General features: G+C 46.1%; 14 protein-coding genes. 8 read left to right on the top strand and 6 right to left on the bottom strand.

Going from position 1 to position 14330, the window contains the following annotated elements; genetic code table 11:
- Positions 1–415: 415 nt before the first annotated feature.
- The gene (locus tag QT996_RS02585) at positions 416–1345 is read left to right on the top strand and encodes a serine/threonine-protein kinase (RefSeq protein ID WP_333044309.1); all 930 of its coding nucleotides are present in this window, start codon (positions 416–418) and stop codon (positions 1343–1345) included.
- On the opposite strand, the gene QT996_RS02580 is transcribed toward QT996_RS02585, so the two are convergent.
- The 3 genes from QT996_RS02580 to QT996_RS02570 form a co-directional block, all read right to left on the bottom strand.
- Positions 1339–1965, bottom strand: coding sequence for a DnaJ domain-containing protein (locus QT996_RS02580; RefSeq protein ID WP_333044308.1), 627 nt, complete (start codon positions 1963–1965; stop codon positions 1339–1341). The genes QT996_RS02585 and QT996_RS02580 overlap by 7 nt on opposite strands.
- A gap of 130 nt (positions 1966–2095) precedes the next feature.
- Positions 2096–2689 carry an ATP-dependent Clp protease proteolytic subunit gene (locus QT996_RS02575; RefSeq protein ID WP_333044307.1) on the bottom strand — a complete coding sequence of 198 codons (594 nt, stop codon included), beginning with the start codon at positions 2687–2689 and terminating at the stop codon, positions 2096–2098.
- A gap of 255 nt (positions 2690–2944) precedes the next feature.
- Positions 2945–3604, bottom strand: a complete 660-nt coding sequence (locus QT996_RS02570) for an ATP-dependent Clp protease proteolytic subunit (protein WP_333044306.1) — start codon at positions 3602–3604, stop codon at positions 2945–2947.
- Between the two features lie 72 nt (positions 3605–3676).
- On the opposite strand from QT996_RS02570, the gene QT996_RS02565 reads away from it, so the two are divergent.
- The 4 genes from QT996_RS02565 to thrB all read left to right on the top strand — a co-directional run bounded on the left by QT996_RS02565 (position 3677) and on the right by thrB (position 7238).
- On the top strand, positions 3677–4912 hold the full coding sequence (locus tag QT996_RS02565) for a VWA domain-containing protein (RefSeq protein ID WP_333044305.1): 1236 nt from the start codon (positions 3677–3679) through the stop codon (positions 4910–4912).
- Between the two features lie 222 nt (positions 4913–5134).
- Positions 5135–5701 carry a Uma2 family endonuclease gene (locus QT996_RS02560; protein WP_333044304.1) on the top strand — a complete coding sequence of 189 codons (567 nt, stop codon included), beginning with the start codon at positions 5135–5137 and terminating at the stop codon, positions 5699–5701.
- Positions 5702–5705: 4 nt separating this feature from the next.
- A complete protein-coding gene (locus QT996_RS02555) occupies positions 5706–6182 on the top strand; it encodes a tetratricopeptide repeat protein (RefSeq protein ID WP_333044303.1) in 477 nt (158 codons plus the stop codon).
- 90 nt (positions 6183–6272) lie between these two features.
- Entirely contained in the window at positions 6273–7238 is a 966-nt protein-coding gene (gene thrB, locus QT996_RS02550; RefSeq protein WP_333044302.1) for a homoserine kinase, read from the top strand.
- A 464-nt stretch (positions 7239–7702) separates the two neighbouring features.
- Here thrB and QT996_RS02545 read toward each other — a convergent pair whose 3' ends face one another.
- Positions 7703–8974, bottom strand: coding sequence for a response regulator (locus QT996_RS02545; RefSeq protein ID WP_333044301.1), 1272 nt, complete (start codon positions 8972–8974; stop codon positions 7703–7705).
- 466 nt (positions 8975–9440) lie between these two features.
- On the opposite strand from QT996_RS02545, the gene QT996_RS02540 reads away from it, so the two are divergent.
- On the top strand, positions 9441–12134 hold the full coding sequence (locus QT996_RS02540) for an endonuclease MutS2 (RefSeq protein ID WP_333044441.1): 2694 nt from the start codon (positions 9441–9443) through the stop codon (positions 12132–12134).
- Positions 12135–12293: 159 nt separating this feature from the next.
- Entirely contained in the window at positions 12294–13235 is a 942-nt protein-coding gene (locus QT996_RS02535; RefSeq protein ID WP_333044300.1) for a site-specific DNA-methyltransferase, read from the top strand.
- On the opposite strand, the gene QT996_RS02530 is transcribed toward QT996_RS02535, so the two are convergent.
- Both QT996_RS02530 and QT996_RS02525 read right to left on the bottom strand, forming a co-directional pair.
- A complete protein-coding gene (locus QT996_RS02530) occupies positions 13198–13746 on the bottom strand; it encodes a hypothetical protein (protein ID WP_333044299.1) in 549 nt (182 codons plus the stop codon). The genes QT996_RS02535 and QT996_RS02530 overlap by 38 nt on opposite strands.
- Positions 13739–13951, bottom strand: a complete 213-nt coding sequence (locus QT996_RS02525; protein ID WP_333044298.1) for a helix-turn-helix transcriptional regulator — start codon at positions 13949–13951, stop codon at positions 13739–13741. Before QT996_RS02525 ends, QT996_RS02530 begins: the two co-directional genes overlap by 8 nt.
- Before the next feature lie 166 nt (positions 13952–14117).
- Here QT996_RS02525 and QT996_RS02520 point away from each other — a divergent pair, with 166 nt between their 5' ends.
- On the top strand, positions 14118–14318 hold the full coding sequence (locus tag QT996_RS02520; protein ID WP_333044297.1) for a hypothetical protein: 201 nt from the start codon (positions 14118–14120) through the stop codon (positions 14316–14318).
- Positions 14319–14330: the final 12 nt, after the last annotated feature.

Below are 14330 nucleotides of genomic sequence, written 5' to 3'. Positions count from 1 at the left end.
AAGCTCAATCTAAAACTTCAACTTAAACCGTACAAATGTGATAGTGCAGGTTCGACTCCTGTCCCTTCTACCCAAAATAGGGGGGTAGCCCAATTAGCAGAGGCAGCATTGCGTACAAATTCAACAGCAAGCTATTACTCTAAACTCAGCATTCACCGCCGATCGCTAAAACGAATGTCAGGAAAATCACATCATCGAGGTTGCTGGCTCATATCCAGCCCCCTCTACCAAACGTAGGGGGGTAGCTCAATCGGTAGAGCGCGATGCTATTAATCTTAAATCCTTGACTTAAATGTGATAGCGTGCCCAAATGGGCGGTAAATATAAACCCAGTAGTAAGGTCAGAACTGCTGGGTTTTATGCTAATAATTGATTCAATTCGTTAAATCCGTCAGTCCTGGACGTATCAAGACAGATGATTTACTGCATCAATCCTCAATGCGAACAACGCGAAAATCCTGCTGCTGCTCAAAATTGTCAGGCTTGCGGTACGGATTTGTTAATTGGCGATCGCTATCGTATCCTTAAACCAGTGCGATCGCCCAATCCCGCACGCCCCACAGACATCTTTGAAGTCGAAGATTTGGGAACCGGGGAAAACGAATGGGGAACGGTCAAAATTTTAAAAGTCTTGAAACACACCCACAATCCCGATTTACTTCGCTTGTTCAAGCAAGAAGCGCGAGTTTTGATTTGGCTGGCCGGAAAGGGCTCAGTTCCCCAAGTCGAACCTGACGGTTATTTCCCCATTAAACTCCCCCATAACTTCCAGAAATTGTCTTGTTTGGTGATGGAAAAAATTATCGGAGAAAACTTGGCAGAATTCTTAACTAAAAAACAGTACGTTTCTCAAAAGCTCGCTCTTGATTGGCTACAACAAATGACCAATATTTTGCAGGAAATCCACAAATACCATGTAGTGCATCGGGATATTAAGCCATCCAACCTGATGGTTGCAGCGGATGGGAAAGTGAGATTAATTGACTTCGGCGCCGCCACAGAAGCAGAGATAGATACCGCACCCCTAGGTTCTGCTGGATACGCCGCACCGGAACAAATTGCAGGTAAAGCAGGCGTGCGATCGGACTTTTTTGCCCTAGGGCGTACTTTTGTACATTTATTAACCGGGATACAGCCGATCGACTTTCCCGTCAATGAAAAAACTGGTAAAATTAATTGGAGGAACCAGGCTGTAGATATTGACCCGTTACTCCTAGACTCGATCGACGAATTGATGGAACCGCTACCGGAAAACCGACCTGAAAATACCCAAGTTATTGTAGAAAAATTAAAAATTCACGACGGAGACCCCCTGAAAAAGGGGGACGCAACATCACTTCAGTAAATCTGTTCCAACTTGCGAAAATCCCGCTCAACTTCCGCCCACAAAGCACGATTGTGAGGGTCAGTTTTCACCGCCTTTTTCAAATAAATTCTCGCCTTATCAACCTGCCTTTCTCCGATCAAATGCCGTCCCCAGCGCTGATAGGCGATCGCCTGCCACTGACGCACCTCCAAATCTTCGGGAACCCGCTGTGCCAAACCCTCAATCAAGGCGATCGCCCGCGGGAACCTCTGATATTTCAGCAACTGCTGCAACTCAAAATAAGCATCTTGCTTTAACTTTTGTTCCACCGCCGACAGATCCGCATGAGATTGAACCGCGGCATCTTTTCGAGTCACCTTAACTGCTTGCGGTTGAGCTTTCACCCCCAGATCCGGCGGTGTCGAAGTAGGCGGCACAGTTGAATTGGCAACTTTCGACTCCGCAACATGGTGGGGGGCAACCTTCACCAGGAACTTATAAGCCTCAGTAATAGCAATAAACTTATTCTTAGCCTGTTCGTTTCCCGGATTCACATCGGGGTGATACTGTCTGGCTAACTGCCGATAAGAGGTCTTAACTTGCGATAAACTCGCGCCAGACCTCAGTCCTAACTGTCGGTAATAGTCTGCAATATCCATTTAGCATGAATGAGCGTTGATAATACCATTAAATATGGCAGAATCCTTAAATGTAAAGATTCTGCCAAAATTTACTGCGAACTAGGTTGTAGTGGAAGGGTGGCCCACACTACTGAAGCGCAAAAATAACTTACGGACGATCTTCGATCACTCTGTCAATCAAGCCGTATTCCCTGGCTTCCTCAGCGGACATGAAATAGTCGCGATCCATGTCCTTCTCGATTTTCTCGATCGGCTTGCCAGTATTCTTAGCATAGATATTATTGAGTTCGTGGCGCAGCCGCAGAATCTCTTTCGCCTCAATCTGAATATCCGTTGCTTGTCCCCGCGTCCCCCCAGAAGGCTGGTGAATCATGATTCGCGAGTGAGGCAAAGCTAACCGTTTCCCCTTCGCACCGGCAGCTAACAGGAAAGAACCCATCGAAGCAGCCAAGCCCACACAAATCGTCACCACGTCCGATTTAATGTGCTGCATGGTATCAAAAATAGCCATGCCTGCCGACACCATCCCGCCTGGGGAATTGATGTACAAAATAATATCCTTACCTGAATCTTCCGAATCGAGATAGAGCATCACAGCGATGATTTGATTGGCAATTTCATCGTCAACGTCCCTGCCCAAGAAAATAATCCGTTCCCGGTAGAGGCGATCGTAGATATTAATCCACTGAGTATCATAACCACCCGGCATCTTGTAGGGAACTTTTGGCACACCTATAGGCATAATTCGGAACTCCGTTTAGTTGGTAATTGGTGATCGGGAATTGGGCATCGGGAATTGGGTATCGGCAATTGGTAATTGGGAATCGGTAATTGGGAATCGGTATTTGGGAATTGTTAGTCATAAAAAGACTATTGAATAACTAATCAGGGTAGAAACTACTAGCCATTAACCCTTAATTATTACTCATGCCCATTCTCCATTTCCCATTACCTCTTCCCTATTCCCCATTCCCCATTCCCCATTTCCAATTCCCAGTTAGATGACTCCGGCAGGCAGCGGTTTCTGCAATTCTTCCGAAGTTTCAAGAACGCGATCGATCAAACCGTATTCTTTAGCTTCATAGGGCGTCATGTACAGCAACCGATCCATATCTTTAGTAATCTTTTCGATCGGTTGACCAGTACAGCTTGCAAAAATCTCAAGCATCGTCGCTTTATTTGCCAGCACTTCCTTAGCCCGAATTTGAATGTCGCTTGCTTGACCCCGCGTGTACGCCTTGGGTTGGTGCAACACAATAGAAGCGTGGGGCAAACTCGCCCGGAAGCCTTTTGTACCAGCCGCTAAAAGCATCGCAGACATCCCCATTGCCGAACCGAGGCAAATAGTGTGCACGGGCGGCTTAATGTATCTGATCGTATCGCAGATAGCGAAGGCTTCTGTTTCAAAGCCGACGGGTTCGCCACTGTAACCAGAAGTGCCGGTTGAGTTGATGTAGATTTTGATCGGCTTCTCGGGGTCTTCGTACTGCAAGAACAACAGTTCAGCGATAATCAGTTCTGTTACCGCAGGCACTAGAGGCATACCCAGATAAACGATCCGCTCCTTCAGCAACAGGGATGGCAAATCGGGAGGTGGCGTCCGAGAGTTCCCTTCCCCGTAGTATGGCGATTGCACAGCTTTAATTGGTGTGTTCATATAACCGAAATGTTGCCTGAACTGATGGAGCTATTCTTAAAGAAATAGTAACGCAATCTTTAGGTATCCCGCATGAAAGTTAGTTTGCTCCCGGTTTTAAACGACCCTAACCTTGACGCTGCTGCGCCCTCAACGCAGCGCCAGCTAGCAATTTCGGTGTCTGCGACGGCAAGCTCGATCGACTCCAGCGTACCCTTAAACCTGTGCCTGATTCTCGATCACAGCGGTTCGATGGGTGGACGCCCCTTGGAAACCGTCAAACAAGCCGCCGGACGGTTGCTCGACAGGTTGAAGCCCGGGGATCGCTTTTGCGCGGTGGCTTTCGACCACAAAGCCAAAGTCCTCGTCCCCAATCAAATTGTGGGAGATCCCAGCAGTATTAAACGGCAAATTGAGCAATTGCGCTCGGCCGGTGGCACAGCAATTGATGAGGGCATTAAGTTAGGTATTGAAGAGTTGGGCAAAGGTAAAAAAGAAGCTATATCTCAGGCATTTCTGCTGACTGACGGCGAAAACGAACACGGCGACGACAGCCGCTGCTTGAAGTTGGCTAAATTGGCTGCCGACTACAACATGACTTTAAATTCTCTGGGATTTGGCGATAACTGGAACCAGGATATTTTGGAAAAGATTGCTGACGCTGGCGGCGGTGCTCTGGCACACATTCAGCGTCCCGAAGATGCGGTTGACGAGTTTGGCAAACTATTTACTCGCATCCAAGGTGTAGGTTTGACTAATGCTTATTTGCTATTTTCCCTAATGCCAAAAGTACGGTTAGCCGAACTCAAACCGATCGCCCAAGTTGCCCCAGACACGATCGAATTACCGGTACAACAAGAAGGCGATCGTTTTATGGTGCGCCTGGGAGATTTAATGAAGGATATAGAGCGAGTAGTTTTGGCTAATATTTATATTGGACAGTTGCCCGAAGGTACACAGGCGATCGGGCAATTGCAAATTCGCTACGACGATCCGACGGTGGGTTCAAGTTTACTTTCCGATCCCGTTGCAGTTTCTGCTAATGTCCTGAAAGTTTATCAGCCGGCACTCAACCCGATGGTACAGCAGCACATTTTAGCTTTGGCTAAGTACCGCCAAACTCAACTGGCCGAAACTAGATTACAACAGGGCGATCGCGCCGGTGCAGCCACGATGCTACAAACTGCTGCTAAAACTGCTCTGCAAATGGGCGATAAAAGTGCCGCAACTGTGCTCCAAACCTCTGCTACTCGTTTGCAGTCTGGCGAACAATTGAGTGAAGCCGATCGCAAGAAAACTCGGATTGCTTCTAAAACTATTTTGAAGTAATCGCGCGATTTGAAATTTTAAATAATTTTAAATTTGGCGATCGGACAATTCGTCGATCGCAAATCGCGTCTACAAAAACGAAACCCGCACCCAGGCGGGTTTCAATATTCTGAGTCTCGCCTACAAAAAGCGAAAGTCAGTGTATGCCGATTGTTTCAAGCCGTGGAGCGTGTAGAAGCTGGATCGTTTAGAATGTTTGTATCACCTATCAAGAGTGCTTGTATGAACCAGACAATATCTGATAAAGTACGCTGGACTACCGCCGATTTAGAACTATTGCCCGATAACGGCGATCGTTACGAAATTATTGATGGAGAGTTATTTGTGACTAGATCACCGCATTGGGGTCATCAACAAGCTATAGGCAACCTCTACCAAGAACTTAATACTTGGTCGCGAGAGACTAATTTAGGACGAGCAGGAATCAATCCAGGTATCATTTTCACGGATGCTGATAACGTTATTCCTGATGTAGTTTGGGCTAGCAATGAACGCTTGGCTATCTTGCTAGACGAAGCCGGCCATTTAACCGGCGCACCTGAGTTAGTTGTTGAAGTATTGTCCCTTGGTGCAGACAATGAAAGACGGGATAGAGATTTGAAACTCAGACTCTATTCGGTACGAGGAGTACAGGAATACTGGATTGTGAATTGGCGGTTACAGCAAATAGAAGTTTATCGCAGGGAACAAGCAAGTTTAAAGCTCATTGCTACGCTGTTGACCGCTGATGAATTGACCTCGCCTTTGTTACCTGGTTTTAGTTGCTCTGTCGCTCGAATTTTTGCTTAGATTTATGAAACACTTTTACCGGGCGATCGGAATTTTAGGATTTGTTACCGTTTTGAGCGGCATATCTCCTGCCATTTGTACGCAACCCTCACCAATACTCATCGTTCAAAATTCTGCTGAAGACTTATTTAACAGCGCTTTAGCCAAATCAGAAGTAGGAGATATTCAAGGGGCGATCGCCGATTACACCGAAGCCATTCGCCTCAATCCTAACTACGCCCAAGCCTACAACAAACGCGGCATCATCCACGGCCGCAATCTCAAAGACTATCCAGCAGCTAAAGCAGATTTCGATCGCGCAATTGAAATCAACCCCAACTACGGCGACGCCTACTACAACCGCGCCCGAGTCCGCGAGTTCTTAGAAGACAAAGACGGGGCGATCGCCGATTATCATAAAGCAGCCGAACTCTATCACAAAGATGGCAATACCAACGATTATCAAGATGCCATCAAGCACCTTGAAATGCTGCAAGAATAAATGGCTTTTCAAAACATAGTATAATATCCTGCGATCGGCGTTCATCCGCATTCATCTGCGGTTAAACATTCCAAATCCACCATTCAAAAAATGCCCGAAACTTCCACCGTCACCGTTACCGTACCCGCCACAACCGCCAACCTAGGCCCCGGCTTTGACTGCATCGGCGCCGCTTTAAGCCTCTACAACCGCTTTCAATTCTCCCGACTCGAACCCTCAGCAACAGAAAAAGTAAAAATTACTGTTACGGGCCAAGAAGTTGCCAAAGTCAAGACAGACGACAGCAATCTCGCTTATATAGCCTTTGTCAAGTTATACGATCGCCTGAACCAATCGCCGCCACCTGTAGCCATACATATAGATATGCAAGTGCCGCTGGCTAGAGGTTTGGGGAGTTCCGCCACAGCTATTGTCGGTGGGTTAGTCGGTGCAAATGAATTAGCCGGTGCGCCTTTGAGTCAAGTGGAAGTGATGCAATTGGCGATCGAACTTGAAGGACATCCCGACAACGTTGTCCCCGCTTTACTCGGAGGGTGTCGCCTCGCTGCTAGCAATCCACCCCCCCAACCCCCCCTTACTACGGGGGGGCAGGGGGGGGGTTCCTGGGAAATTTGCGATATTCCCTGGCATCCAAATATTGTGCCCGTGGTAGCCATCCCCGATTTTGAACTGTCTACAGCCGAAGCCCGCAAAGTTTTGCCAGCAGATTACAGTAAGGCTGACGCGATTTTTAATGCTGCACACCTCGGTTTGCTAGTGCGGGCTTTGGAAACTGGGAATGAAAACTGGCTGCGCTGCGCCCTCCAAGACAAAATTCACCAGCCTTACCGGCAATCTCTGATTCAGGGATATGAAGCGGTGCAACAAGCTGCACTGAATGCAGGGGCTTGTGGAATGGTAATTAGCGGTGCCGGGCCAACGCTTTTGGCTTTAACGGATGTGGCTAACGCTGATGCGGTTGTGAGGGAAATGGTGGCTGCTTGGATGGAATTTGGGGTAAAGGCTGATGTAAGGGCGATCGGGCTCGATACTCAAGGCGCCCAAGTCTCCCTTTAGTTATTCCACTCCTAGACACCCAACATCTACATAACCGTGTTTTGTAGGGGCAGTCCCCTGTGGTTGCCCCTCTCCATGGAATTATTCATATTTCTATTCTCGACCTCTGCGTGAATCAGCGTCAATCCATTGTCATCTGCGGTTGAGAAATGATCTTTTTTAACCGTAGATGAGGGCACATTAACACAGATTAACGCAGATTAATTATATCAATCACAACCGGAATTGGGTTCCGACCTCTATTCACGAACGCCTATCTCACCACCGAATTAAAAATTGTTTTCGCCGATTATTCAAATTTCTTGAATATCAACTATCCTCTCTTTTCGATAACTTATGTCATTCCCTCTATTAAATTTTACATTTTAAAAAAATGAAGTCATTGTAGGGGCGGATTCACCATAATTTCAGGCTAAAATAAACAATCTCAAAAACCCGCCCCCACCAACGGTAAATAGTATTAATTAGCTGTGACGCATCGGAATTTCTATCTGAATTTTAGTGCCTTTACCCGGTTCGGAAAAACACTTAAACTCTCCTTTGTGCTGCTCTACAATTATCCGATAGCTGAGAGCAAGTCCCGAGTAGATGGGTGGTTCCGCAGCTTGGGCAACCAAAAATGGTTCAGAAAGTTGCGCTGTGATATCTTTGCTCATAACCATGTCGTTATCAGCAATCTCTATAGAAATTCGCTCAGCATCGACCACCTGAGTGCTAATCAAAATCACAGGCTTAAATTTGATTGATTCCAACTCGGCCAACTCTTGAGCAGACTCTTCCAAAACATCGATCGCGTGATTGATGATATTCAGAAAAGCTTGATTGAGCAAACCTGCATAACACTCAATTTGTGGCAAATTGCCGAATTCTTTCATCACCTTGATGTCTCGCCTTCCCTCGCGAGCCGGCAAGCGGTGCTGTAACAACAACAGAGTATTTTCTAAACCGTCGGAAACATCGAATAACTGCCAGCCCGAGCGATCGCTGCGGGAAAAATCCTGTAGCGACAAGATTATTTGGCGGATGCGATCGCTCCCGGTACGCATGGAACTCACAATTTTTAATAAATCGTCGAGTACGAATTCCACATCCATATCTTGTTGTTTTTGCATAATTTCCGATCCGGGATTGACTAGCTCTTTTTGATACAATCGCAGCAGTTCAATTAAATCGGTCGCGTAGCTTTGGACGTGAGTTAGATTGCTGTAAATAAAAGTAATTGGGTTGTTAATTTCGTGGGCTATCCCAGACACCAATTCGCCCAAACTAGACATTTTTTCAGTTTGCAGCATTCGATCGCGCGACAGTTGCAATTCTTGCTGGGTGAGAGCCAACTGCGCCCTCAACTCGCGCGATCGCTTAGAAGCGCGCACCCGCGCCAATAATTCCTGCTTAACTATCGGTTTAAACAGAAAATCGTCAAAGGGCGCATCCAATTCTTGAACTTCATCAAATTGCTCCGGTGTTGTCAGCAGAATAAAATAGGCTGCCGCCAATTCTCGTGAAGCGAAGCTATCCCGTAGGGAATCGGCTTTCACCAGCCGGCACACCTCCAAAAAGTTAATTTGAGGCGAAGTCCCGTCGCAAATTATCGCATCGGGGGACAATTCCCTCGCCCAGTCTAAAGCCTCTTGGTCGTCGGAAACGACTCTCACCTGATGTCCGTCTTGGCTGAGTAACTCTTGCACAACTTGAAAAGTCACAGTATCCGCGATTATCGCCAAAATCTTTGCCATACTTCTATCATCTCCACAAATTACTTTTTAGGATACAACCGCCCGAATTGCGCTGACAGATTTAAAATTCCAAAATAGTTCAATTCCATCTAAAAACAGCCGATGCCCGATCCCTCAAAACCCAAAATAGCCCATACCATTTTATATTTTATGTTTTTGACTAAAAAATGGGGAATGACTTACTGTATAATAATAGTTGGGAGCTTGCCTACAGTTGCATATTTTTTTGGGACTGGTATCACTAGAAGGTATAATTTTAGACGGGCAATGCAAAAATGCAAATTTTCTCCTTCGTAATTAATGTTACATCAGAGCTTTCGGCCGAAAGACTGCTGAGGGCGATCGCAGATACTTTCTCAACTTGCGCCAGGAAACAATAAAAAACTTTAAAATCAATTAATAGTATCGTTAAATTCACCTTCTCGGTCAGCGCCTGAGAATGCCAATTACCACCACCACCTCAACTTTGATTCAAGCCGAAACACTAGAACTATTAGAATGGCCGCGCCTGTGTCAGCACTTGGCTACCTTCGCGGCCACCAAACTCGGCGTCGCCGCCGCCCTAGACCTCGAAATCCCGGCAACTCAAGCTCAAACAGCAGAACTCCTAGGCCAAACTCAGGAAGCTTATCAGTTAGAGAGCCGCGCTGGCGGTGCTTTGAGTTTTGAAGGAATCCAAGACATCGGCACTTCCCTGCAACGAGCCGAACTGCAAGGTTTGCTCAGCGGCGAAGAATTGCTGGCAATTGCTACTACCCTCGCCGGAGCAAGGCAATTGCGCCGGATAATTGACTCTCAGGCAGATGTGCCGACGCTCAAAGAACTGGCAGCCCAATTGCGGACTTATCCCGAACTAGAGCAAGAAATCCATCGCTGTATAGACGATCGCGCTCAAGTAGCAGACAGAGCCACTCCTAAATTAGCAGGAATTAGAGTTCAAATGCGACAGTTGCGCGATCGCATTTATCAAATATTGCAGGGGATTTTGCAGCGCCAATCCAACGCCGTACAAGAACAGCTAATTACCCAAAGAAGCGGACGCTTTGTCATTCCCGTCAAAGCTCCCCAAAAAGATGCCATACCGGGCATCGTTCACGACTCCTCTGCCAGCGGCGCGACACTGTACGTAGAACCCCACAGCACAGTCAATCTTAACAACCAAATGCGGCAGTTGCTCAGGCAAGAACAAGCGGAAGAAGAAGCAGTCCGCCGCGCCCTCACCGAGCAAGTCGCAGCAGTAAAACCCGATTTAGACAGATTGGTGGTGGTAGTTACAACTTTAGATTTAGCCGCCGCTAAAGCGCGTTATAGTTATTGGTTGCAAGCAAATCCGCCGAAATTTATCGAATTGGGAGAGCCAGAATTAGCACCAAAAAATCCCGAAAAAGAAGATGAGGAAAAAGAAGATGAGGAAAACTCAGAAAACAGTCAATTATTAATTCGCAACCTGCGATCGCAAATTACCCTGCGCCAGTTGCGCCATCCTTTATTAGTTTGGCAGCAACAGCACGAGCAAGGCTTTCCAGTCGTGCCGGTGGATTTAACGATCGGGCCGCACATCCGCGTCGTCGCCATCACTGGCCCCAACACTGGCGGCAAAACTGTCACCCTCAAAACCTTGGGATTGGCAGCTTTAATGGCGAAAGCAGGAATGTTTGTTGCCGCCCGCGAACCCGTTGAATTGCCTTGGTTCGACAATATTTTGGCCGATATTGGTGACGAACAATCTTTGCAGCAAAGTTTGTCTACTTTCTCCGGCCATATCCGCCGCATCAGCCGCATTTTAGAAGTTTTACAAAATAAATCACAGGCTGAAGGGGAAGAAAAATCAAACCTTCCAATTACTAATTCCCAACAGCAAGACGAAGAAGTCACAGATACACAGAACACTGTTTCTGCTCTCCCAATCCTCAAACCTAAATTACAAATTCCCCAACCCCAAATCCCAAATCCCAATTCCCAATTCCCAATTCCCAAATCTTTAGTTTTGTTAGACGAAGTAGGAGCGGGGACAGACCCATCAGAAGGCAGTGCATTGGCGATCGCCCTGTTGCAATACCTCGCCCAACATTCCCTATTAACAGTTGCAACTACCCACTTTGGCGAACTCAAAGCCCTCAAATATCAAGACTCCCGCTTTGAAAATGCCTCAGTAGAATTTGACGACAATTCCATGCAGCCAACCTATCGCTTGCTGTGGGGAATTCCCGGACGTTCCAACGCCCTCACCATTGCCAAAAGACTCGGTTTGCTAGCATCCATAGTCGAAGAAGCTCAAACCTATGTCGGGGGAGCCTCTCAAGATGTCAATCAAGTGATTGCTGGACTCGAAGCACAGCGCCGGAAACAGGAAACCAAGGCCAGAGAAGCAACTCAACTGCTACACCAAACCGAAAAACTGCACAGAGAAGTTTCTCAAAAAGCAGCCGCTTTGCAAGAGCGGGAGCGAGAACTAAAAATAGCTCAGGAAGTGGCAGTAAATGAGGCGATAGGGTCGGCAAAATCAGAAATTGCTCAAATCATTCGTCGCTTGCAGTCGGGCAACCAGACGGCTCAAAATGCCCAACAAGCGACAGAAACCTTAAATCAAATTTCTGAAAAACACCTGCCCTCTCGCCAACAACCGGCTAAACCCAAACCGAGTTTTATGCCGAAAGTGGGCGATCGCATCCGCATTCCCAGCTTGGGCCAAACCGCCGAAGTCCTCAGCGGTCCCGACGCTAACGAAGAGTTGAGCGTTCGGTTTGGGATTATGAAAATGACTGTCAAACTAGGAGAAATTGAATCCCTCGACGGTCAAAAACCGGAAACTAAAGCTCAATTAGCCAAGGTAGCAGCCCAAGCACAAGCACTCGCTACGGCTAAAGCTAAGCAAGCAGCGTCGGAACCTGCAAAACCCAATCCCGAAATCGCCATTCGCACTGCTAATAATTCGATCGACCTACGGGGTGCGAGAGTCTCTGACGCGGAAATCGAAATAGACAGAGCTCTTTCCAAAGCCGTGGAATACGGAGTGCTGTGGATAATTCACGGCAAAGGTACGGGACAGTTGCGGCGCGGGGTTCACGAGTTCCTCGCGACTCACCCGCAGGTTTCCCGCTTTGAACTCGCCAGTCAAAAAGAAGGAGGCGCAGGTGTGACAGTGGTTTATTTGAAATAGTCAGGATTTACGCATTTCCGGTTGACTCGTAATTATATAGTTGTCTGCTGCAAAACAAGTCGCAACGAACATATCATACTGATGCAACCGGAAGGGATACTATACTGCAAATGTGGCATAATTAAGAGTTGATTTACCACTTTAGTAACTGCCTGACTAATGAAAAAAACTCCCTCAAATGAAGTTTTGGTTGGCGACTGTCGTGAAGTGATGAAGACCTTGCCAGAGAATTATATTTCTGCGTGTATCACTGACCCACCTTATAATTATGAATTTATTGGGCATAAATGGGATGACTCAGAAATTCAAAGGCGTATTGAAAGAGTCAATGGCAAGGGAAATAAAACCCTTGTTAAAAACATTCCCTATGGCAGTGGTTTAGCAGGTGGAGTCAGAAACGAAAAATGGTATCAAAGGAATCGTAACAACACTCTGGATTATGAAAAATGGTGCTTTGAGTGGGGTGAGCAGCTTTTTCGGATCTGCAAACCGGGTGCGACAGTTTTAGTTTTCAACAGCACACGAACTGTTGCTCATGTACAAGTAGCACTTGAAAGTGCTGGTTTCTATGCGAGAGATATTCTTGTTTATAAAAGATCGAGTGGTATCCCTAAAGGTGTCAATATCAAACAACAGTTAGAGAAGAAAGGATATGAAAATTCTGAAAAATGGGATGGTTGGCACAGTTGTCTGAGGAATGAATGGGAAGCAATCTGCGTACTTCAAAAACCACTGGTCAATAATTACTTGGAAACTCTACAGGAGTACGGTACTGGTCTATTTTATACTAAAGATCAGTTCGGTGGTTTTCAGTCAAATATTTTAGAAGGTATACAGCGTGAGAAAACCGAGGAGTTTAACGTCCATTGCACAGTTAAACCAATCGCTCTAATGAGAAAGCTGGTCGAAATATTTGTACCGCGTTTGGAAAATTCTATTCTAATCGATCCTTTCGCAGGATCTGGAACTACATTGCTGGCGGCACAAGAATTTGGCATTAGGTATGTTGGGATTGAAATAGTACCGGACTACATAGAGATTATCAACAAGCGCCTTGATAGTTTCAGCGGTATACAGGGAATTCTCCCACTTTTTCAATAAGAAATGACTTTAAATCAAACCCGCTTATTGTTTTTATGAACTCAAACGAATTGTCCCCAGTGTAAACTTTCCAGGTTCCTACTTGGCACGCTGTAATAGCTGCGGGCAAATTATCTTGTCTAAGAATTAAAAATACGGGTTCGTAATTATAAGTACGAAGTAGTGGACCATAAGATTTGAACTTTTTCAGTGTTCCAGAGTCTCCTGAGCCAATACGATATTTTGTATCTATTGCGTACCCATCAACAATCAGATCGCACGGCTCATCACTTCCAACTTTAAATGGTGGCTGAAAGCTACTGCAATATGTTTTACACGTTTCAGTAACTAACAATTGCCAACACATACCTAACTCACGTCCCCAATATTGCCTATTTTCTTTTTTTATTAGGGGAGAAATACCAAACACATCCATTAAGATATCGTGTTCTTCATTCTCTTCTGCATAAATTTTCTCTGTAAATGACTTTTGGTATTTTGCTAAAATTTGCTCTAGTCTTCTTTCAGTCATCAGCAGTTACCAGTTCAGCTAGACTAACGGATAATGCCTTGGCTATTTTGCTGGCATTAAGTAGCGTTATATTCCTTTCACCTCGTTCAACTGAACCAATATAGGTGCGATGTAATTCCGATAGTTCTGCAAGCTGATCTTGGGAAAGATTTCTGAGCTTTCTGAAATGTCTAACTTTTTTACCAAATTGCTCCGTAATATCCATAGATGGCGCCAGATGAAGCAATGACAACTATAATCTGACAGACTATAAGTAGCGACAGACTATAAGTAGCATTCGAGAGCGCTAGGATGTTTGCATTGATATAAGTCCCAATAGTTTCAAAGCACTGATTTGATTTCGGTCACTGTGTGGCGTAGGATGGTTAGGGGTGAAAATCTATGGGTTTTGCGGATTGCGATCGATCAAACTTGAAGCCGCAACTTTTAACCAGCAACTCCGTCCAGCAGTTAGGATTGCCGGAATCAAAGCAACGAGCTATGGAGACAACTTAACAGATGTGCTGTTGCCCGCAGGCGGAAAAGCTTTCATCACTGCATACTGTTTGATATCCTGCCTCAACCTGTCTTAATTTCCCGTGCTG

It is taken from the genome of Microcoleus sp. S13C4 (genome assembly GCF_036700865.1).
Taxonomy (GTDB): Bacteria; Cyanobacteriota; Cyanobacteriia; order Cyanobacteriales; family Microcoleaceae; genus Microcoleus.
Note: the sequence above shows the minus strand (reverse complement) of the source record. Positions and strands in the feature narration are given on the sequence as shown.